At 38.8% G+C, this 20783-nt stretch carries 12 protein-coding genes; 4 read left to right on the forward strand and 8 right to left on the reverse strand.

Annotated features, from left to right (window positions below):
• Positions 1-14: 14 nt before the first annotated feature.
• Positions 15-500 carry a division/cell wall cluster transcriptional repressor MraZ gene (gene mraZ / locus HMPREF0659_RS01105; RefSeq protein WP_013264382.1) on the reverse strand — a complete coding sequence of 162 codons (486 nt, stop codon included), beginning with the start codon at positions 498-500 and terminating at the stop codon, positions 15-17.
• Between the two features lie 745 nt (positions 501-1245).
• On the opposite strand from mraZ, the gene HMPREF0659_RS01110 reads away from it, so the two are divergent.
• Together HMPREF0659_RS01110 and HMPREF0659_RS01115 are read left to right on the forward strand one after the other, a co-directional pair.
• A complete protein-coding gene (locus tag HMPREF0659_RS01110; RefSeq protein ID WP_013265002.1) occupies positions 1246-2073 on the forward strand; it encodes a glycerol acyltransferase in 828 nt (275 codons plus the stop codon).
• Positions 2074-2153: 80 nt separating this feature from the next.
• Positions 2154-3152: a GNAT family N-acetyltransferase gene (locus HMPREF0659_RS01115; protein WP_013264392.1), complete on the forward strand. Its 999-nt coding sequence runs from the start codon at positions 2154-2156 to the stop codon at positions 3150-3152.
• Between the two features lie 143 nt (positions 3153-3295).
• Here the strand turns inward: HMPREF0659_RS01115 and HMPREF0659_RS01120 are convergent, their stop codons facing one another.
• The 5 genes from HMPREF0659_RS01120 to bcp form a co-directional block, all read right to left on the reverse strand.
• Positions 3296-5485, reverse strand: coding sequence for a glutamine synthetase III family protein (locus tag HMPREF0659_RS01120; protein ID WP_013264717.1), 2190 nt, complete (start codon positions 5483-5485; stop codon positions 3296-3298).
• Between the two features lie 823 nt (positions 5486-6308).
• Positions 6309-7439, reverse strand: coding sequence for a helix-turn-helix domain-containing protein (locus HMPREF0659_RS01125; RefSeq protein WP_013264034.1), 1131 nt, complete (start codon positions 7437-7439; stop codon positions 6309-6311).
• 227 nt (positions 7440-7666) lie between these two features.
• On the reverse strand, positions 7667-9823 hold the full coding sequence (locus HMPREF0659_RS01130) for a helix-turn-helix domain-containing protein (protein ID WP_013263875.1): 2157 nt from the start codon (positions 9821-9823) through the stop codon (positions 7667-7669).
• Positions 9824-10618: 795 nt separating this feature from the next.
• Positions 10619-11410: a TIGR02757 family protein gene (locus tag HMPREF0659_RS01135; protein ID WP_044045954.1), complete on the reverse strand. Its 792-nt coding sequence runs from the start codon at positions 11408-11410 to the stop codon at positions 10619-10621.
• Between the two features lie 250 nt (positions 11411-11660).
• Complete coding sequence (gene bcp / locus HMPREF0659_RS01140; RefSeq protein ID WP_013264261.1) at positions 11661-12116, reverse strand: thioredoxin-dependent thiol peroxidase; 456 nt, start codon at positions 12114-12116, stop codon at positions 11661-11663.
• 825 nt (positions 12117-12941) lie between these two features.
• Here bcp and HMPREF0659_RS12830 point away from each other — a divergent pair.
• Positions 12942-13238 carry a hypothetical protein gene (locus HMPREF0659_RS12830; protein ID WP_088582080.1) on the forward strand — a complete coding sequence of 99 codons (297 nt, stop codon included), beginning with the start codon at positions 12942-12944 and terminating at the stop codon, positions 13236-13238.
• Between the two features lie 24 nt (positions 13239-13262).
• Here the strand turns inward: HMPREF0659_RS12830 and HMPREF0659_RS01150 are convergent, their stop codons facing one another.
• Positions 13263-15290, reverse strand: coding sequence for a M13 family metallopeptidase (locus tag HMPREF0659_RS01150; RefSeq protein WP_013264663.1), 2028 nt, complete (start codon positions 15288-15290; stop codon positions 13263-13265).
• Between the two features lie 766 nt (positions 15291-16056).
• Here HMPREF0659_RS01150 and HMPREF0659_RS01160 point away from each other — a divergent pair.
• Entirely contained in the window at positions 16057-17232 is a 1176-nt protein-coding gene (locus tag HMPREF0659_RS01160; protein WP_013264450.1) for an ATP-binding protein, read from the forward strand.
• Between the two features lie 136 nt (positions 17233-17368).
• Here the strand turns inward: HMPREF0659_RS01160 and HMPREF0659_RS01165 are convergent, their stop codons facing one another.
• Positions 17369-19900 carry a DUF2339 domain-containing protein gene (locus tag HMPREF0659_RS01165; RefSeq protein ID WP_013264861.1) on the reverse strand — a complete coding sequence of 844 codons (2532 nt, stop codon included), beginning with the start codon at positions 19898-19900 and terminating at the stop codon, positions 17369-17371.
• Positions 19901-20783: the final 883 nt, after the last annotated feature.

Genomic DNA, 20783 nt, shown 5'->3' on the forward strand with positions numbered 1-20783 from the left:
TCTTTTGTGGTTGACTAATCGTTGTCTTGTGAAGGGGTATCAAGCGAGATGGCTCCTTCCATGCCCATGGTTTCTTCCATGGCCTTGCTGAATTCTTCAGCCGACATGAATGGCTCGTTATTTTCACCGTTCGCCCAGATTTCAATGCAATCGTCCATTCCTGTAAACCTAATCTGCTGGTCGATATTCGCCATTTTTAGATATCGTTTTGGGATGAGGAAACGACCGTTTCCGTCCAATGTAATCATCTCAACATCTGTGACATACTGGCGATAAATCATCTGGTCGCGACGGCTCCAGCGGCTCAAACGCTTGCGGAGTGCGTCCATTCGTTCGTTCCATACAGACTCGGGATAGAGAACTAAGCATGGCTCGAAGATATCTTTGCGCAATATCAGCGATTCCTCGCCTGATGCGTTGAGCACCTTGCGGAAGACTGCAGGCAGGAAGGCTCTTCCTTTTGCGTCTGTTTTTGCTTCGATATTGCCTAAGAATCTCATGTTTATTTTTTATAAAGCTGTATTTGGCTTCAAAGTTACACATTTTTCCCCACATATCCCCACTATGCTCCACAATATTTTGTTAACGACCTCTATTTTTAGAATATTAACACTTTGGCCGACGTTTCTGTCCTCTTGTCAATTGCGCTTTGTGGTGTACTTGATTTTTGCTGTGTGTTAAGCGTGTTGAGTGAGTTGTGTGGTGGTTTGAAATATATTTACAACTATGAGGGCTTAAAATGCTAATTTAGGTCTAAAAAGTATTGTCCTGAATCCCTTTGTAAGTATCAGATAACCAAATGGTTATAGAGGTGGTTTTTAAAAGGTGCTTAATCGGACTTCAAAAGGGCGTTAGTAAGGGTCTTAAAGGGCACCTTTTGCAAGCTTATTGGGCGTCTTTAAGATGCTAAGAGAGCATATATTGAAATTGATGTTGTGAAATATTATTACAAAATACGTTTTTTAGTACGAGTTTTGTTGTTCCCTTTTTGCTTTTATTTCCTTCTTTTTGAGTTGCCTTTCTTTCAGTCTTTTTGGTGTATCAAAGTTGGTTTTAAGGCTCATTATGTGAAGTGGAGGATCCTAAAAATAGTGGGGTAAAATGGAGCATTTGGTTTTAAATACGAGTAATCAACGCTGTTGTTGACATGATTTTTTCTGTTTAAACATATATTTTTTGCAAAAAACGCAAGCTATTCCAAATGGTTTCGTTATTTTTGCATTTTGTTAGGAGAGAATTGAGTACATGGGTGCAGAAATAGAGAAGACGATAGACATAGACAAGATTCTAAGAGATAAGATGGGGGCGAAGGCTAAATTCGTTCCTTCTTTTGCTGTCAATTGGCTAAAAAGAATCCTCCATGAAGATGAGGTCAATCAGTTTCTATGGGATAGTCGTGGTTTGTCAGGGACAGAATGGCTCACGGAGTGTGTTCGATATCTTGACATGACGCTGCAAATCGAAGGTTTAGAGAATCTTCCAGATAAGGATGATGGTAAGCTTTATACCTTTGTGTCAAATCATCCCCTTGGTGGACAGGATGGTGTAGCATTGGGATCGATTATCGGAAAGCACTATGATGGCAGATTTCGCTATCTGGTTAATGACTTATTACTCAATCTTCCGGGCTTAAAACCAGTAAGTATTGGCATCAACAAAACTGGAAAACAGAGTCGTGATTTCCCTCGCATGGTTGAGGCTGGCTTTAAAAGTGATAATCATATTTTGATGTTTCCTGCTGGACTGAATAGTCGTAAGATTAATGGGAAGATTCATGACTTAGAGTGGAAGAAGACATTTATCACCAAGAGTGTGGAGTATCAGCGTGATGTTGTTCCCATCTTCTTTGGCGGACGTAATTCTGATCGATTCTATCGTATTGCGCGTTTCAGTGATAAATACGTTAAGAAGGTGAATATAGCGATGCTATTCCTTGTTGATGAGATGTACAGAAACGTTGGTAAAACGTTCCGTGTTGCAATAGGAAAACCAATCCCTTGGCAGACGTTTGATAAGAGTCGCACATCGATGGAATGGGCGAAATATGTTGAAGACATGGTTTATGAACTCTAAAATTTAGCCTTATTAAATGATAGAATAAAGAGTTCAATCAAGCGATTAGATTTAGAGAAAGAAAAAGATAGATAGAATATATGGAAGAAGAAATCATCCAACCCATTAGTAAGGAGCTACTCAAGAGCGAGTTGACTCCTGAACGGATGCTTCGTTCGACGAACAAAAGTCACAATGAAATTTATGTTGTGACGGCTAAGACTGCGCCAAACGTGATGAAGGAGATTGGACGTCTGCGCGAAATAGCTTTTCGTTCGGCTGGGGGTGGTACGGGCAAATCGATGGATGTCGATGAGTTCGACACGATGGAGAATTGTTGTAGACAGTTGATTGTTTGGAACCCTGAAGCGGAAGAGATTATCGGTGGATATCGTTATATCTTCGGTAGCGAGTGGGAAATAGATAAAAACGGACAGCCAAAGGTCGCAACAAGTCACATGTTCCATTTCTCTGATAAGTTCATGAAGGAGTATGCTCCTTATACAGTTGAGCTTGGACGTTCTTTTGTTTCATTGGATTACCAGAACGTTCGTAAGAATTCTAAGAGCATCTTTGCGCTGGATAACCTTTGGGATGGACTTGGAGCGTTGACGGTGTTGTACCCTGAATGTAAGTATTTCTTCGGAAAGATGACCATGTATCCTTCTTATATCCGTCGTGGTAGGGATATGATTCTTTACTTTTTGAAGAAGTATTTTGATGATAAGGACGACCTTATTATACCGATTAAACCGTTGAAAATTGACACTCCAACCACTGAGTTGGATGCTCTTTTCCAAGGAAATGGTTTTAAGGAGGACTATAGAATATTAAATAGAGAGATACGTGAGTTGGGATATAACATCCCTCCTTTAGTGAATGCTTATATGAATCTTTCTCCAACGATGAAACTCTTCGGTACAGCTATCAACTATGGCTTTGGTGATGTAGAGGAAACTGGTATCCTTATAGCGGTTGATGAGATTTTCGAAGAGAAGCGTGTTCGTCATATTGAGAGCTTTGTAGATGAGCATCCAGAGGCACTGAAGTTCACAAGTGGTGCTAATAATGTTATCTATAAGGAGAAAGAAGAGCAGTAATACGTTTCTTAGAAAGATAGAAGAAAGGCAGGTAATCCGTTGATGTTTGGATTACCTGCCTTTCTTTTGGTACTTTCTTCGCCCCTTACAATGTTAAGTAAAGATACGAAGAAAGTGTTAATTGTCGATGAAATCGCAATCTTTTATCTGATAAAGAGCAGTTCGCGATACTTAGGAAGTGTCCAAAGCTCATCGCTGACCACTAACTCTAATTTATCAATCTGATATCGGATGGTTTCCATCTTTGGTGCGATAGTATCATGATAAGCGATTGCTTTTTCGCGTTGACTTTCTATTTTGTTGGCTTGTTTACGTGCATTGACAAGTTCTTCAACACCCGTCTCGATGATATTAGTGCGTTCAGCAATCTCACGTATAATCTTTATATTACGTTCACTGAGCTGTTTTCCCTCTACATCTCCGAAGATATTGACCATATTCTGCACATTCTTCGCCAGTTGACTCTGGTAATGTGTTGCTACAGGGATGATATGGTTCATCGCCAAATCGCCCATTACACGTGCTTCTATTTGTATCTTCTTGGTGTATGTCTCCCATTTTACCTCGTTACGTGCCTCCAACTCGTTGCGCTTCATCACGTTCATCGACTCGAACATCTTGATAGAATCTTCGTCAAGGTAGCGGTCGAAGCACTTAGGACAACTTGATTCGCAATCGAGTCCACGCTTCTTGGCTTCTTCCTTCCAACTATCAGAATATCCGTTTCCATCGAAGTGAATAGGCTTACAGGTCTTGATATCTTCACGAATGATATCGATGATTGCTGATGTCAGGTCTTCACCTTTTTCAACCAAGGTGTCAACACGCTCACTGAAACGCTCTAAAGCTTCTGCTACAGCAGTGTTCAGTACAATCATCGCAGATGCACAGTTAGCCTCAGAACCTACTGCACGGAACTCAAAGCGGTTACCTGTAAAGGCAAAAGGAGATGTGCGGTTACGGTCGGTGTTATCGATAAGTAACTCTGGAATCTCTGGAATGTCCATCTGTAAACCAGTCTTTCCAGTAAGGCTAAAGATGTTTTCCTTGTCAGCCTTTTCTATATGCTCAAGGAGGTCACTAATCTGTTTTCCGAGGAATGAGGAGATAATAGCAGGTGGCGCTTCGTTAGCTCCAAGACGATGATCGTTGGTTGCACTCATTACTGATGCTTTCAGAAGACCATTGTGCTTATAGACAGCCATCAAGGTTTCTACGATGAAGACTACAAAACGAAGGTTATCGTTAAGTGTCTTACCTGCTGCATGGAGGAGAATACCAGTGTCAGTGTTTAGGCTCCAGTTGTTATGCTTACCAGAACCATTGACTCCATCGAAAGGCTTCTCATGTAGAAGAACGCGGAAACTATGCTTGTGTGCAACCTTCTTCATGAGTGACATCAATAGCATGTTATGGTCTACAGCAAGGTTACATTCCTCAAAGATAGGAGCCAACTCAAACTGACCGGGGGCAACCTCATTGTGACGTGTCTTACAAGGAATACCCAATTCGAGTGCTTGTATCTCAAGATCCTTCATGAAAGCTTGTACACGCTCAGGGATTGTACCGAAGTAATGGTCGTCCATTTGCTGGTTCTTTGCAGAGTCATGCCCCATCAGCGTACGGCCTGTAAGCATAAGGTCAGGGCGAGCAAAGTACAAGTCTTCATCTACAAGGAAGTATTCTTGTTCCCATCCAAGGTTAGTATGAACCTGCTTTACGTCTTGATAAAAGTATTGGCAAACCTTAGTTGCTGCAACATTAACAGCATGGAGTGATTTTAATAATGGTGCTTTGTAGTCGAGTGCTTCTCCAGTGTAAGATATAAATATTGTAGGAATACAAAGTGTGTCTTCGATGATGAATACAGGACTGGTTGGGTCCCAGGCTGAATAGCCACGTGCTTCAAAGGTATTGCGGATTCCTCCATTAGGGAAAGAACTGGCGTCAGGTTCCTGTTGAACGAGTAGTTTTCCTGAGAATTCTTCAATCATTCCTCCTTTGCCATCATGCTCGACAAAGGCATCGTGTTTCTCTGCTGTACCTTCTGTTAGCGGTTGGAACCAGTGGGTGTAGTGAGTTGCTCCGTGTTCCTCTGCCCATTTCTTCATACCTTGCGCTACTGCATCTGCGATGGAACGGTCTAATCGTGAACCGTTGTCAATGACGTCTATCAGCTTTTGGTACACATCAACAGGGAGATACTTGTACATTCTTGCACGATTAAAGACGTACTTACCGTAGAACTGTTCTGGACGTTCTGTAGGTGTCTTGACTTCTAAGGGGCGTTTTTTGAATGCTTCTTCAACAGCTCCAAATCTTAAATTTGCCATATCTTTTGTCTTATAATGAAAGTTCTATCTGCAAAATTAGTTATTTTCAGATTATCTGGCAAAGTATTTAAGGATATTATTCTCTATTATTACAGCCTAATAATTTTTAATCGAAATTGTACTTTAAAGCTGATAGTTATGCTCTTTTCATTCCTATTGTCTTTGATAAAGGATGCCTCTTAATCCAATAATGCCATTTTGTTTTGGGCTATATAGCTCTTTATTAGCAACAAATGCCTTTCATCTTAGTCGTATATTATAAGGTGTTTAACCCTCCGCACGAATGGTGTTAATGCTTCGCACGATTGGTGCTCATGCTCCGCACAATTGGTGTTTACCAAGAACACGACATGGAACAAGCAATAATACAATGGATAAAGATGGTAGGGAAGAGGTGTGTTTGCCTCATTGTGAATTATAAGGTAGGCTTCTAAAGAATTGTTTATACGTGAAGTTCTTATGAAACCACGCGATTTGTCGGCTCAAACTATAGAAAAGAAAAAAGTGTATATCTGCTCACGCAGACATACACTCAGCCACTTAACTAAATAACTCAAAAAATTATTTGACTCAAAAAATCATTAGGCAATCTTCTCACGAGGACCATCCTAATTAGTTTAATTTGACTATTAACTTACTAATAACTATTTAAACGTAATTTGATTGCTACTCAAGAAATATCTTTAATTGATATTACAAAGATAGTTATTTTGTGGGAAAAAAGATGTCTGTGCAAATAAATTATATTTGTTATAAGACTTATTTTTTATTATAACTACCTTTTATACCCTTTTTAAACGTCATTTTTCTCCCATTTCATCGATTAAACTTCATCTTCAAGCGATTCTGTGTTTTGAGGTCTTTTAGTGTCGCTAAGCCTCTTCCTATAAATGGTTGGAGCTACTCCGAACCTCTTTTTGAAGGCTTTACTCATAGCCGCAAGGTCGCTATAACCACATTCGTATGCGATTTCTGATATGTTTTTGTCATCGTTTTTGAGTAACTCACGGCAATGAATCATACGACATTCGCTTTGCCAAGATAGGAATGTCTTACCCGCAAACTCATAGATATAGTAGGAGAGGGCTACGGTCTGTATTCCTATAGATGCTGCCGTCTTCTCCATTGTAAGCTCTGTATCAGCCAATGGGAATGGGTCCTGATGAAGCCACTTGTCTATTTTCTCTTTAATTGAATTGCCTTTGTTATAGTTGTTTGACTCCAAAATCATAATGTGTTTATGTAGATTCACGTAAAAACGTGTGATTGCTATGACAGTAAATATGATACAAATCTTTAATAAGGCATGGTAAATTGTAGACGGAACAAGCTGTCCTATCGTTATCATTATGAGGAGTATTCCCGTCCCTAAATAGATTTTGTTGCGTCGTGCTATACCTCTAAGGTCTCCGTTTTCATCGATAATTTGATGCTTATATTTAATCTGTTGTGTTACAATCTCTATAATCATCAATAGCTTGCAGAAGAGGATACCTGCTGAAAAGATAATACGCATTAATGCTTGTATTGGCATCGTTTGCTGGAGATCAGCTTGTAGTTGACTGTAATTCTGGTAATGATGAATGTCTCCGTTCGCTGCATATATCATCTGTGGGACAAGTAGTGATAGCGGTAGGAGGTTATAGAATAACAGAGCATACGTATTCTTGTAAATCTTTCCATTGCTGAATGTCGTGCATGTGATAAGGAAAGACTCCCAGAGAAGGTATAATGATAATATCGATGGAACACATAATATTTCGGTTTCATCGTTCTCACTCCGTATAAAATGACAGCAAAGATATAGAAGAAGAAGCCCATAGTCCAATATAATTATTCTACGCTTAAAAGTGAGTGGACCACTTGGTGACTTCCAATACATCAATGCAATGATGGCAAAGCATATAGCCGAAGCAATTATAGCTGCCAATGAAGTTGCATAACTTAGTATCATGATATATTTGTGTTGTTGTCTAATACAAAGATAATAAAATAATCTCAGAAAACCTCACTCTTTCCTTTTTAGTACGGTCTATGCTGGGATTTTATGTTGTATGACAACGTCTCAGAGGTTGTTTTATTTTATTAGGTTTTCTTTTTTGACGTTTTTTGATATTTTGATTACCTTGAAAAGCATGGTAATCCCTCTTTTTATAAGATTGTAAAGGTGTTGTTTAGTCTTTAAGTTACCATTGTTTTCATAATTAATCGTATGTCATTATAGGTTATATCTGAAGGGCATAACTCCTTAATAGGGTTCATTCCGCTTTCTGTTCCAACAGCTTTAATTATCCGCTTGATGATATTTATTTTCTTTTCATCAATCACTTCTTCAAGCTTTATGTCTCCATTTAGGATGTAAGATACGAGATGTCCTTGGATTGTACCTTGTGTCAATCCTCGCTCTTTGGCAATCTCTTCAACGCTTTTTCCAGTTTTGAAGAGGTTATATGTCTGTTCAGAAGTGCTGATTTTTTTCTCTTTAGGTTTGTCTTTATCTTCTTTTCTCTTTCTTCTTTTTCTCTCGTTTCCATCGGAAATACTGTTGAGAATAGCCTCTTGCTTTGCTGTGAGGTAGGTAGTAATCGAGAAACCATCTTCCATTATGCTTTCTAACAGATCATGCTTTGCCAGGTAAGTCTGTTTAAGTTCAGTGTAAGCGTTGTCAAAACGTTTAGCACCTATTTTATTATTTGTCTGTACTTCCTTGGTCAACTCTATCATTCTACTGAAGATTTCGGTCAACTCACTATGGAAGTAGAGCGCTCCTTTCTTTATTCTCTCCTTGAAATCCTCTTCGTGAAGCTGCTCGGTTGTCATCTTTTTGATAAGATTCTCCCATTTCATCGATACTTGAATGATGCGTGACTCTAAGTCAGTAAGCGCCATCTTATGCAGTGCATTTATCTTTGTAAACTTGAAGAAGAACTCTGTTAATACCCTAAAGAGAGCCGTCTCGTAGGTTTTAATCTCGTTGAAATTGAATAATTCGATAAGTAATTGGCGATGGTATTCTTCTTTCAAGGCAGGTAAAGCGGAGATACTCTTTTCAGCTTCTTCTGTTTGATGTGAGATATACTCACTTACACGGTTATCATTTATAATCGCAGTATTACCAATCGGAGATGCCAAAACCAAACCTTCTAAGGTCTTACAACGACTTAATGCAACATAAACCTGTCCCGAAGCAAAGGATGCTTGCGCATCTATAATAGCATGTTCAAAGGTAAGTCCTTGGCTCTTATGTATGGTAATAGCCCACGCCAGACGCAGTGGATACTGCCTAAAAGTCCCCTGCACCTCTGCTTCTATTTGTTTTGTTTTCTCGTTTAAGGTGTATTTAGTGTTCTCCCATGTCTCAACTTCAACCTCAAATTCCTCATCCTCTCCATGGCAAAGAACGTATATCTTCTCGTTATCAACATGGGTGATGTGTCCAATACGCCCATTATAGTAACGGCCATTGTTATCATTACGTATGAACATCACCTGCGCACCCGTCTTCAGCGTAAGGTTGAAGTCCGTTGGATAGTTGTATTCAGGGAAGTTACCATCCGTTTCTGCGCTAAAGGTATAAGCTTTTGCGGGAAGTTTACGAAGTTGGTCTTCGTTATAGCTTTCCGCCATTCTGTTATGTGTTGTCAATCGAATATAATCACTACCCTCCTTTGGTTGGAACGTTGGATCATATCTTTCGTTGAGACGCTGGAGGTCATCTGCAGAAACTTTTCCCTCTCTTATATTATTAAGTAAGGTGATGAAGGTCGCATCTTGCTGTCGATAGACGTGGGTTAGCTCAATAGTTACATAGCTAATGCTGCGTAATGCCTTTGAACCAAAGAAATAAGGAGTGTCATAATACTGTCGTAATAGTTCCTCTTCTTCAGGAGTTACAACGGGAGTAAGCTGTTGTAAGTCGCCTATCATCAGGAGTTGTACACCACCAAAGGGCTTATCTGGCTCACGAAAACGACGTAAAACGGAGTCAATTGCATCAAGAACATCAGCTCGTACCATACTAATCTCGTCAATGATAAGCAAGTCGAGAGTACGCATAATCTTGCGTTTCTCTTTGCTATAATCAAATCGATTCTTGATGTTAGTATTGGGTACGAAAGGTGAGAGGGGCAACTGGAAGAAAGAGTGAATCGTCATACCGCCCGCATTGATAGCAGCCACGCCAGTAGGAGCAACAATAATGTTTCGTTTATTGCTGCGCTCTTTGAGTGTGCGAAGGAAGGTTGTTTTACCAGTTCCAGCCTTTCCTGTGAGGAAAATACTTATTCCAGTGTGTTCTACAAAGTCCCACGCATTGCGTAATTCTTGGTTTTTCTCCATTCTTTTTGTGCCTTTTTGCTTGCGGCTGGCAAAGTTAGTTTAAATATTTGAGAAAAGCAAGTGATATTTCTTTGATTTACATCAATCGACTTGATACAGGCTAATTAAAAGGTAGATTCCTAAGTTTATTGTTTGTTTCTTTTGTTGGATGTTTTGTTTTTGTCTAACTTTGCACTCGTAATTAAAGGATAACATATTAATGAACAGGGGAAAAAGGTTCCCCATTAAAGGTAAAAAGATTATGATTTCAGTAGTATTATCAGCTGTAGTAGTTGCAGCATTAGTAGCAAAGGCAGTTAACTTGAATAATCACATCGCTGCCTAATTAAGAAAGTAATTTAGAAATTTGAGAGTAGTAACAAGGTCCCGTCTGCGTTTATAACGTAGTCGGGATTTTTGTTTTTCTTTGTTTTTAAGTACCGTCTTTCGCTTGTTTATACTCCCTTTCTTTTCTTTTCGAAAGCAGGTTTTAGGATTCAGTGGATGTGAAATAACTTTACAAAAAGCGAGTATAGGAAGTCTAATATTTAAGAAAAAACACCCTTCCCTCCTGTTTTTGTAACTATCTTATAGTCAGAGTTGTATGAAGGTGTGTTTTAAAAGGTGCTTAATAAGGGTTCAAAAGGGCGTTAGTTAGACCTCAAAAGGGCACCTTTTGCAAGGCTATTAAGCCTTAGTTAGCGTCTAATTAAGCCTCTTTAAATTTTGAGTCTTTGAATTTTTATTACAAAGGTAATAGAGAAAACGAGTTCTTACTTTATCCTTTGAGCCTATCATCAAATTAGGATGATTGTTCTATTTCAGGTTTACTCCATATCCAAAGAGGGCAAAATCAGCTTTTAGAGGGTCATCAGGGAAGATCTCTAACAGTTTATCGGTTAGTTTTCGAGCAACTGACATAGAAGCAGTCTTGCTTGTAATGAGACCTAATTGCAGAGACTGCTGTATGACATGGGTGTCAAGAGGGATGATGAGCGAACGTTGGTCGATGAACTCAGACCATAGTCCAAGGTCTACTGGAGAGTTGGTTCGAACCATCCAGCGTAGGAACATACATACACGTTTACAGCTTGAATTCGTGTTTTTGGGCACGATTCCGACGGCTTCATGTTTAAAAAAATGCGCACAAATAGCTTCAATTGCGGTAATTGTATCAGTCTTTTTACTTCCCTTTTGGAGGTTTGCATAGCTGCGAATGTAATTCTCCATGTCGCCATACTCCTCATACATCTTTCGTAGTGCATGGAAGAGATCGCACATCATAGCATTGGTATACAAGCGATAGAAACATTGATTGTCATTAGGAATGTCGAGTGTGTACCTTCCTGCTTTAATCCATTCATAGGGTTCGCTACGTGAACAATCGAGCAGATATTGTATGCGAGGCAGGAAAAGTTGTCGTGAACCATAACTTAGGCAAGCAGCAATAAAAGCGATGGTTTCTTGATTTCTTTTGCCAATCACTTGGTGCATAAACCATGATGGGTCGCCATTGAGAAAAGACGAGGTTTCATATTTGTTAGCAAGGGTAAGAAGTCTTTTTCGTAAAGACTTCGTTTCTATATCTTTACAAAAAGACCTCACCATCCCTCCCTCTCCAAGTGAAGAGGGAAGTGAATGGTGAGGTTGCTTTTTATTCCTTAGACTTTTGCTATCTTTGCTTATCGTCTTCGTTTTCTTACTGCTTGTGTCTTGAGCTTTAGACATAGTTGTCTCGTTTCTTTTTTATCACATCTCTTTTAGTAGAGAGCGTTTTTTGATTCTTTTATTATCGGCGTTCTCTTATTATTATGAGCGTGTTATCGGCTTTCTGTTACTATGTCTTCCATTGCAAGACTTAGTCTTCAGCAAGGATTTGAGCAGCGTGATCCTTAGTCTTAATTTGCTTTGGACCGAGGATGCGCTCAATGATACCATCTTCGTTGATGATGAAAGTAGTGCGGAATGTACCCATGTAGGTGCGGCCATACATCTTCTTTTCACCATAAACACCGAATGTCTCAACGAGCTTTAAGTCGGTATCGGCAATGAGTGGGAAGGGAAGTTCATTCTTCTCAATAAACTTCTTGTGTGACTTCTCGTCCTGTATACTTGCTCCGATAATCACATATCCCTTGTCTCTTAACTCCTTGTAGTTATCACGAAGGTTGCATGCCTGCGCTGTGCAGCCTGATGTTGAATCCTTAGGGTAGAAATAAAGAACAATCTTTTGTCCTTTATAATCGCTCAACTTAATTTCTTTTCCATCCTGGTCAGTTCCCAGAATCTCCGGTGCTTTATCTCCTACGTTCATATTCTTTCTGTTTTTAATTGATGATTAATCTGAACGCAAAGATACTGAAAAGAAATGAAATGATTACAGTTTTATGGGATAAAGATTCTATAAAACTGTTTTTTAGATGATAGTGAGGTGGGGTATAAGAGGGAACTTGCACAATAGAGGAATCATCTTATACCACTATATATAAAAAGGTGTGGGATCTCATCTCACGATGAAATCCCACTGGTAACTAAAAATATCCCATTGAAAATAGGATTTTGGTAGTTATTTTTATTTATGCTAATCTGAAAAGATTCGGTATGTATGTTTCCTTTTTTATTACATTTTAGCAGGTGAATTTAGGCAAGACTTATTATGTTTGTCTGTACATCTATTTGTTTCTTGCAGAACGATGTCTTTGTTTCTTATTCTGTCTTTAATGAAAGAATGTTGTTTTGTAAGCTTACCTACTGCTGCTTGAAATCTTGAATCTTAATCTGTTTATTATGTTCCTGTGATACTCTTTATGCTCAGTAATGCATATAAATTGCGCTGTTATGCAAAAACTTTTTACTATTTTATCTACAATTAAAATTATTGTTGGGTGCAAATATACAATATTTTATTGAATTAATAGATAAATAATACTATTTCTTATCAATAATATGAGAATTAAGGAAAGTATCATGTTTCTCGTTGTACTTGTTAAATTATGACAAAATACTTTGTTGTTACACCTATAATAGAGGCTAATGTGTTTGATTTTTAGGGCTTAAAGATTATTCTATTCGTAAAATATTTAGTTCTAATTTACGGTAAAATCAGCGTTTTTATGCTTAATCTGATAAAAGAATGACTATGAAATATCATTTTTGTTTTTCTCTTTTTCATCCTTCTCTGTGCTCAAAAAGGTTGCTTGTGGTTATTTATTCCTTGTATTTTGGTTTTAGTTTTGTCGACAGGAAGACTTTTGATTTTTGTTTAACAAAAACTACTTTGATGCGAGAAGGTAGAACTTTAAAAAAGAAACGTTCAAAAGAAAGAAGGGAGTGGATCCTTTTTGTTGGACACACTCCCTTTATATTAGGTATAAAACTCCGTGGTCATTGCTTAATAGATAGTGACACTACAGAGCTTATAAGGCATATCAAATGATATGTACATTATTAAAATATTCTCTTACCAGATGTGTGCACGATTCTGTTGTGGCACGAAGAGTTTGTCACCTTCTTTGATGTCGAAAGCCTTATACCAATTATCAATCATAGGAAGGGCTGCATTCACACGGCTGATACTTGGTGAGTGAACATCAGAATTGACAATATAAGCAACAAACTGAGGAGCAACGTTGCTTGCCCAAACACGTCCCCAAGCGAGGAAGAAACGCTGTGCAGGTGTGAAACCGTCCATATCGCTCAATGGTTTTGTTTTCATACTGTTTTCAAGTGCACGGAAGGCAATGTTCAAACCTCCGTTATCACCGATGTTTTCACCGAGTGTCTTCTCACCGTTAACATACAAGCCAGGGATTACTTCCTGCTTGTTGAACCAGTCTACAAGAACCTTTGTACGAGCGTCATAGTTCTTCTTATCCTCTTCTGTCCACCAGTTCTTCATATTACCATCCTTATCAAATTGACAACCTTGGTCGTCAAATCCGTGGCTCATCTCATGACCAATGACAGCACCGATAGCACCATAATTAGCTGCATCATCCACTGTTGGATCGAAGAAAGGAGGCTGGAGAATAGCTGCTGGGAAGTTAATACTGTTGGTTGTTGGGTCATAGTAAGCATTAACCGTCTGTGGAGTCATGTGCCATTCCTTCTTGTCAACAGGCTTACCCCAGCGTTTAGCAATACGGTACTTCATAGCTGCTTCCTGTACAGCCTTCACGTTTTCAATCAATGACTTATTGTCATCAATCACGAAAACGCTATCCATATTCTGCCATTTATCAGGATAACCAATCTTAATATCAAATGCTTGCAACTTTTCTATTGCTTTTTTCTTTGTTGCAGCAGTCATCCATGTGTTCTCTTCAATGCGCTGTGCAAAAGCATCTTGGAGGTTCTTTACCAATGTAATCATACGTTGCTTGCTGCTCTCAGGGAAGTATTTCTGTACGTAGAGCTTACCTACAGCCTCACCCATGATACCCTGTACGAATGACAAAGCACGTTTCCAACGTGGCTGTTGCTGCTGAACACCGTATGCTACCTTGGTATATTCAAAGTTACGATCAGAGAAGTTATCAGACAACATACCTGCAGAACTTGAGATAACAGCAAGTTCCATGTAGGCTTTCAATGCGTCTAACGGAGCTGTAGCAAGTATCTTCTCAACTTCATGTACAGGCTCTGGCTGTCCAACATCTACCTTTCCGCCGTTATTTGGATAGCCAGAAGCCTTCAAAAGGTAGTTCCAATCGACACCTGGATAGTTTTTCAAGAGTTGTTCCCAAGTCATTGGGTGATAGTTAGCTTGTGGGTCGCGTGACTTTACTTGGTCATAGCTAACCTTTGCAATCTGGTTCTCAATAGAGAAAGCAGCCTCCATCTTCTTCTTCGCAGTTGCAGCATCGTTACCAGTCATCTTGAACAAATCGTTGTTCAGACTCTTATATGCTGCTATAACAGCCTTCTGTTGATCGTTAGGCTTTGTATAATATTCAGGATCAAGACCAATACCACCTTGGGAGATACCAATGATATAACGGTCAGAGTTCATTGCATCTACTGTCATACCAAAGCCAACAGGGAAGGTGCCATAGCCTTTCACGTCGAGGTCATACATCAGTTTGATGAGTTCCTTACGATTCTTAGCAGCCCTAATCTTTGCCAATACAGGCTTAATAGGGGTATATCCCTCACGGTTGCGGCGTACACTATCCATGTAAAGGTTGTAGATAGAAGCAATCTTCTGTGCTACAGTGCCTTTCGTTTGTGGCTTCTTAGCATAGTCCTCAACCATTTCACGGATGCGTTTCTTGTTCAATTCTTCCAAATCAACAAAGGCACCGTTCATTGGATGCTCCTTGTCAAGCGGATGGCTCTTCAACCAGTTACCTGCAGCATACTCATAGAAGTTCTCACCGGGCTTCACGTTAAAGTCCATGTTGTTGCGGTCTACGCCCGACTTCAGTCCCTGTGCCATAGCTGATGTAGCTATGAATGAGGCTGCAAAAAGTAAGATTTTTGCTTTCATGTGCTTATTGTTTTATGTGTTAAATATATACTTTTCTGCCATTTAATGTTACTTCTTCTCACCTTAAAGGTGTCATTAAGACGTTATTTGTCTTGGAAATTATCTTATTACAAAGGTAAATAAAAAAGACCAATGTTATTCTATTAGTCGTTTTTTTTACTGAAGAACTACATTAGCGATGTGTTTTTTTTATTCTTTTAACATGCTTCATCGGTAATTTTCGATGTCTTTAAACTTCTAAAAGGACAGCTTTATGTGTTGTGACTATCTGTTGCTGTAATAGTATTCTCTTGTATGTGAAACTTTTTTTAACCGCATATTGGTTAGTTTGTTTTGGTAGTATAGCTTGCTTCTATCAATAAGTTGAATATATTTCGGTAAGCTGTTATAATGTGTTTAGTGCTCCGCACCACTGGTGCGGAGGCCGAACACCATTGGTGCGAACCATCAACACGACGTGTGCGGAGTACTCGCACATGGGTTGAGGTTGGGAAGAAAGGAGCATCAAGGTTATTATAATGATGATAATAAGAGGTTAATAACTAATCAATATATGGAAAAGACTCACCAGAGTGCAGTACTCATAAGCATTCTTTTATGCTATGCATTATTTCAATTGCACTGTGGATAGTGCAGGGATCGTTGCGAAATGCACTGTGGGAAGTGCATTGTTTAACACAAATTGCACTGCTCATAGTGCAATTTATTACTGATTTTGCACTGTGGTTAGTGCATTTTTCGTATCTTTGTAGCAAAAAGAAGAGCTATGGATATTAGTTTAATACAATTTATGAAGGAAAGGATAGAGCACACCTCTACCACTTTTCATCGTTATTTATATAATCGTATAGACTGGGGAAGACAGATGTTAGGACTGGTTGGTCCACGTGGTGTCGGTAAGACAACGATGTTTTTACAATATATAAAGGAGCATCAGTCAGAGCAGAATATGCTTTATGTATCAGCTGATTATGTCTATTTCTCATCTCATACACTTGTTGATTTGGCAGATGAATTCTGCAGAGAAGGAGGAGAATATCTCTTTATTGATGAGATTCACAAGTACACAGGATGGGCACAAGAACTAAAGCAAATATATGATACCCACGTTGATTTGAAAGTTGCTTTTACAGGTTCGTCGGTTCTTGATATAATACAAGGAGAGGCAGACCTTAGCCGTCGCGCTCCTGTTTATCATTTACAGGGACTTTCTTTCAGAGAGTATCTGGAAATGTTTAAGGGCATTGTTGTTCCAGCTTATAGTTTAGAAGATATCCTTCAACATCGTGTGGAACTCCCCAAAGGACTGGAACATCCACTACCTTTGTTTAAAGAGTATTTGCGTCATGGGTATTATCCATTTGGAGATGACGTTGAATTTATAATGTTATTAAACCAAAGTGTCAATCTTACGATGGAGGTTGATATACCACAGTTTGCAAATATGACACTTTCAACAAGTCGTAAGCTAAAGAAGTTACTTGCTATAATTTCACGTAGCGTACCTTTTAAGCCTGTTATGGATTCTTTGGCAACAATGGTGGGAGTGAGTAGGAATGTGCTTCCAGATTACTTCTTATATATGGAAAAGGCTGGGATTATTAGTCAACTACGAGATGCTACTGGTGGCATAAGAGGATTAGGTAAGGTCGATAAGGTTTATCTCGATAATCCTAATTTAGCTTATATCTTAGCAGGTAGCGAAGCTAATATTGGGAATATAAGGGAGACTTTCTTCTATAATCAGTTGAGAGTACATAATGATATTATAGTTTCTCGTATCTCAGACTTTGAGATTAATGGTGTAACCTTTGAAGTCGGAGGAAAGAGTAAGGGGCAGAAACAGATTGTTGAAGCTAAGAAGGGGTATGTAGTAAAAGATGATATCGAGATTGGTACAGGTAATATCATACCTCTTTGGATGTTTGGATTGAATTATTAAGAAGTATATCTCTCTAATATAATAGTTAAGAAACACGAATACTATACCAAAGCAATCGCCCTCATCAGTCCAAGATAAAAATGAAGTTTGGACAGATAAGGGCGATTGTTGTTATGTTAATGTCTGATGTTGAGGCTTACTCCTGTTCTTGTTCTTTCTCATTGAAGAGAGCATCTTTAAGCTTCTGATAGAGGAATGAGAGGATAAGGAGAATGGCTCCAAGGCTGATGAAGACAATAATCTTACCAAGAGCAGGCATTGCCCATACGTCATTGAGAATGAGTTTGCCAATGACAATACCGAATTCTGCCAAGCTAACAATACGAATCTCCTTACTGTGGTAACGCATACCGATACACATCAAGATGAAGGCTGCAATACCTAACGACAAAGAGAAGGCGGTACTGAAGTTTACTTCATTGAAAGTAATCAGCAATAAACGCGTCAAAGTAAGCCACATCAGTGTTGATATGATGGAGTATTCTATATGTAAGTTTCGCTGATTAGAGGTTACAAGGAGTTGCCCACGCATACAATATGCCATATAAGCGATTGTTACGAGTGCCATTAACCATCTCAGTAAGAGTCCGTCTGGAGCTGTGTAATTCCATACAGTCATAGCAAATAAGATTCCTGCAAGGTAGAGGCTTATCTCGTATGCTAACTTGTTTTCACTTATTTCGAAGCGTTTGCGCAGGATAAGTGCTCCTCCTAAGAGCATTATGTTTGCTGTAAGTAGAGACGCATACTCTGATATTGGTTGCTCAAGATGGAAGTTGAAGTTGTCTCTGAAAGCAAGGAACAGGATGCTGAAGCCCAACGCATAGGCTATAGCATTGCATGGAGTGTATGCGATTAGACGCTTCGTATCACTGAATAGTTCCTTATTAAATTGCATAATGACAGCTACAACATAGTAGGCTATACTTACAAATGTAGTCACAAAGAAGGCACCATTGAAGAATAAACTATCTCCTGTATCATGGATGAAGGTGTCAGTTGTTCTGTAGTATGCCAATGCTCCCAATGTTAAGAGTAACAATACTGCTGAAGCCAACTCGTAGATTCTGTTTTTCTCCTTTGTGAAGAGCCACAAAAGAAGTACTGACTCAGCTGCCCATACCATAAGAACATTGGCTGCGCTGAACAGAATTGGAATACCCATAGAGGCGAATGTGACCGCAAGTCCTAACATAAGGTTGCGCAGTGTGTCTTGTCCTTCGACGCGGAATCGCAAATAAAGGTGTATTGCCAGGTTGACAGCAGCTATGAAGAAAGCTAAGTAAGCTGTCGTATCAGATGATGCCTCAAAGTGTTGTAAGAGGAAATCGCCATAAATAAGATACATGAAGCTATTAGCTGTGATGATACCCAATAGTCCAAGTCTGGTATTTTCACCATACTGTGTGCGCAGAATAAAGACAACAGGCAATAGGAAGATGACGTAGAATAATGTTGCAAAAGCAAATAGGGTAGGATAAGTTGTGACAGCCTCACTATCAGAGAATGATCCTAATGCTGTTGTTCCCCATAATATTATATAGGTGAAAGCGAAGGAAACCATAGGTAGTATTGCCCATTTCTTATACATTGCAAGGCAGAACATACCAATGTTCAATATGGTAATATAAATCTGTAGGCTAATGATACTACTTGAGTCCGTACTAATAATGAAAGGTGCAATAAAGCCGCCAACGAGTGCTGTGACTGCCAATTCCTTCCTATCGTATAGGACGGAGACTGCCGACATGAAGATAGTTGTGACGCATAAAATCACGAATGCTATTGTATGAGAGAACAAGGCATAGTAATGGAAGGCGATGGCTGTAATCAAATAGTAGATACCAAAGGCACCACCTGCTAACAGTGAACTGAAAGTATGGTAGCGTTTGTGTAATCGCTCAGCCAGTACCAACATACCTGCACCGACTGCATAGCCCATCAATGTACGTGCAGTCTCATTGATCCAGTTCTGGTCGATAGCATATTTAACGAAGAAACCGATACCAATGATAAAGATGAGAATACCAATCTTTCCAAAGAGGTTCTCACCGATATATTTCTCAAAGTTGGTCTCAGAAGTGGCATATTCTTCAATTTCCTCCTCTTCCTCCATAGCCATTGCAGGCTCTTCCTGTTCTTCTTCTACAGGTTCTTCAATGGTTTCAGGGGTTTCTTCCTCAACTTCTGGAGTCTTATCCTCTGTCTCTTGAATAGGAATTTCTACAGTAGAAGGTCTGATATCCTCATTGTGTACAATAGGAACTTCTATAGTTTCTGGTGTTTCCTGTAGCTCTGGCTGTTCGTTTTCACCCGTAGTCTCTGTTTCTTCAGCCTTATCGGTTGTTGGTGTTTCGTCCGTTATAGGTTGTTGCCACCAGTTAGGATTAGGACTAACGGACTCATTCTGAACTTCCTTCGAAGTTTCTACGACCTGCTCCTTAGGTTGTTCAATATTCTCTTTTGGCTTTATTTCTGTTGCAGTTTCAGCTTGTTTCTGTTTCTCACGCTGCATCTTTTCAATGATAAGTTTCAGTGTGGAAATCTCAAAACTGACGTTGTTTAGCGTATTACTTATTTGGTTAAGCTTAGAGATAAGATAGAAGAAGCCCAATAATGCTATTGAAAATAAGATGATACTAAAAAAGGATAGAAGGTCATATTCCATGTTCTAAGTATTTAGTTTTGGATGTAAAGATAATCATAATGTATGATAATGACGAATATTAACCAAGAATAATACTTATTTCCTTTGTTTTTAACCCAAATCGGAAGGCATACTATAGTAAGAATTATGTTCTTCGGTTGAATGTGTGGATGCTTTTTTGTATAGCGTTAACGGAACAAAGACATAGTTAGGACTGTCCACTATCTATTCTTTTCTCATCCTCCGAGCAGAGACCCTTTTTCTTTTTAATACTTGAAAAGTAATAGATAACGCTTTGAAAAATCATTACATAAATTCGAGTAAACGATTTATAAATAAGTACAAAAATACATGTAAAAAGCGATATTGTAACCATCAGTAATTCAGTTAGTTATAAAGTAGTATCAGAAAAGGTGCTTAATTGGACTTCAAAAGGGCGTTAGTAAGGGTCTTAAAGGGCGTCTTTTGCAAGTCAATTAAGCGTCTTTTAGAAGCTAAAAGAGCATGTATTGGTTTCGGAGTGTATGAAAATAGTTTACAAATATCATTGATGTGCTAATAGGTTGCTTGTAGAAGACGGAATGACATTGTAGCAATTTGCGTTATATCTTGTAGTTTATCCTCCTTTGTACAACCAACTAATTTGAGATAGTAATAGCCTACAAGCGTGTAACTTTTTATTCTATTTTTAATTTATACATTTAATAGTAGAACCCCAAAAACAACTATTGTGGGCTAATGAGCGTTGGTTTAAACCTATACGGGAAAGCATCCACACATTTAAAGGAAGGACCTATAAAACTCATACGAGACAAGACTTGCTTGCTAACACCGTATTATTTTGTATTTAAACTTTGCCTTGTACTAAAATAGTGTTAACTTTGCAAACAAATATATACGTTTA

Source organism: Prevotella melaninogenica ATCC 25845, assembly GCF_000144405.1.
GTDB lineage: Bacteria > Bacteroidota > Bacteroidia > Bacteroidales > Bacteroidaceae > Prevotella > Prevotella melaninogenica.

What these genes read in the sequence shown, in the direction of transcription:
- mraZ (WP_013264382.1), bottom strand. Translation starts at nt 500, where the DNA reads ATGAGATTCTTAGGCAATATCGAAGCAAAAACAGACGCAAAAGGAAGA.
- HMPREF0659_RS01120 (WP_013264717.1), bottom strand. Translation starts at nt 5,485, where the DNA reads ATGGCAAATTTAAGATTTGGAGCTGTTGAAGAAGCATTCAAAAAACGC.
- HMPREF0659_RS01135 (WP_044045954.1), bottom strand. Translation starts at nt 11,410, where the DNA reads ATGGTGAGGTCTTTTTGTAAAGATATAGAAACGAAGTCTTTACGAAAA.
- HMPREF0659_RS01160 (WP_013264450.1), top strand. Translation starts at nt 16,057, where the DNA reads ATGGATATTAGTTTAATACAATTTATGAAGGAAAGGATAGAGCACACC.
- HMPREF0659_RS01115 (WP_013264392.1), top strand. Translation starts at nt 2,154, where the DNA reads ATGGAAGAAGAAATCATCCAACCCATTAGTAAGGAGCTACTCAAGAGC.
- HMPREF0659_RS12830 (WP_088582080.1), top strand. Translation starts at nt 12,942, where the DNA reads ATGAAATATCATTTTTGTTTTTCTCTTTTTCATCCTTCTCTGTGCTCA.
- bcp (WP_013264261.1), bottom strand. Translation starts at nt 12,116, where the DNA reads ATGAACGTAGGAGATAAAGCACCGGAGATTCTGGGAACTGACCAGGAT.
- HMPREF0659_RS01165 (WP_013264861.1), bottom strand. Translation starts at nt 19,900, where the DNA reads ATGGAATATGACCTTCTATCCTTTTTTAGTATCATCTTATTTTCAATA.
- HMPREF0659_RS01130 (WP_013263875.1), bottom strand. Translation starts at nt 9,823, where the DNA reads ATGGAGAAAAACCAAGAATTACGCAATGCGTGGGACTTTGTAGAACAC.
- HMPREF0659_RS01125 (WP_013264034.1), bottom strand. Translation starts at nt 7,439, where the DNA reads ATGATACTAAGTTATGCAACTTCATTGGCAGCTATAATTGCTTCGGCT.
- HMPREF0659_RS01150 (WP_013264663.1), bottom strand. Translation starts at nt 15,290, where the DNA reads ATGAAAGCAAAAATCTTACTTTTTGCAGCCTCATTCATAGCTACATCA.
- HMPREF0659_RS01110 (WP_013265002.1), top strand. Translation starts at nt 1,246, where the DNA reads ATGGGTGCAGAAATAGAGAAGACGATAGACATAGACAAGATTCTAAGA.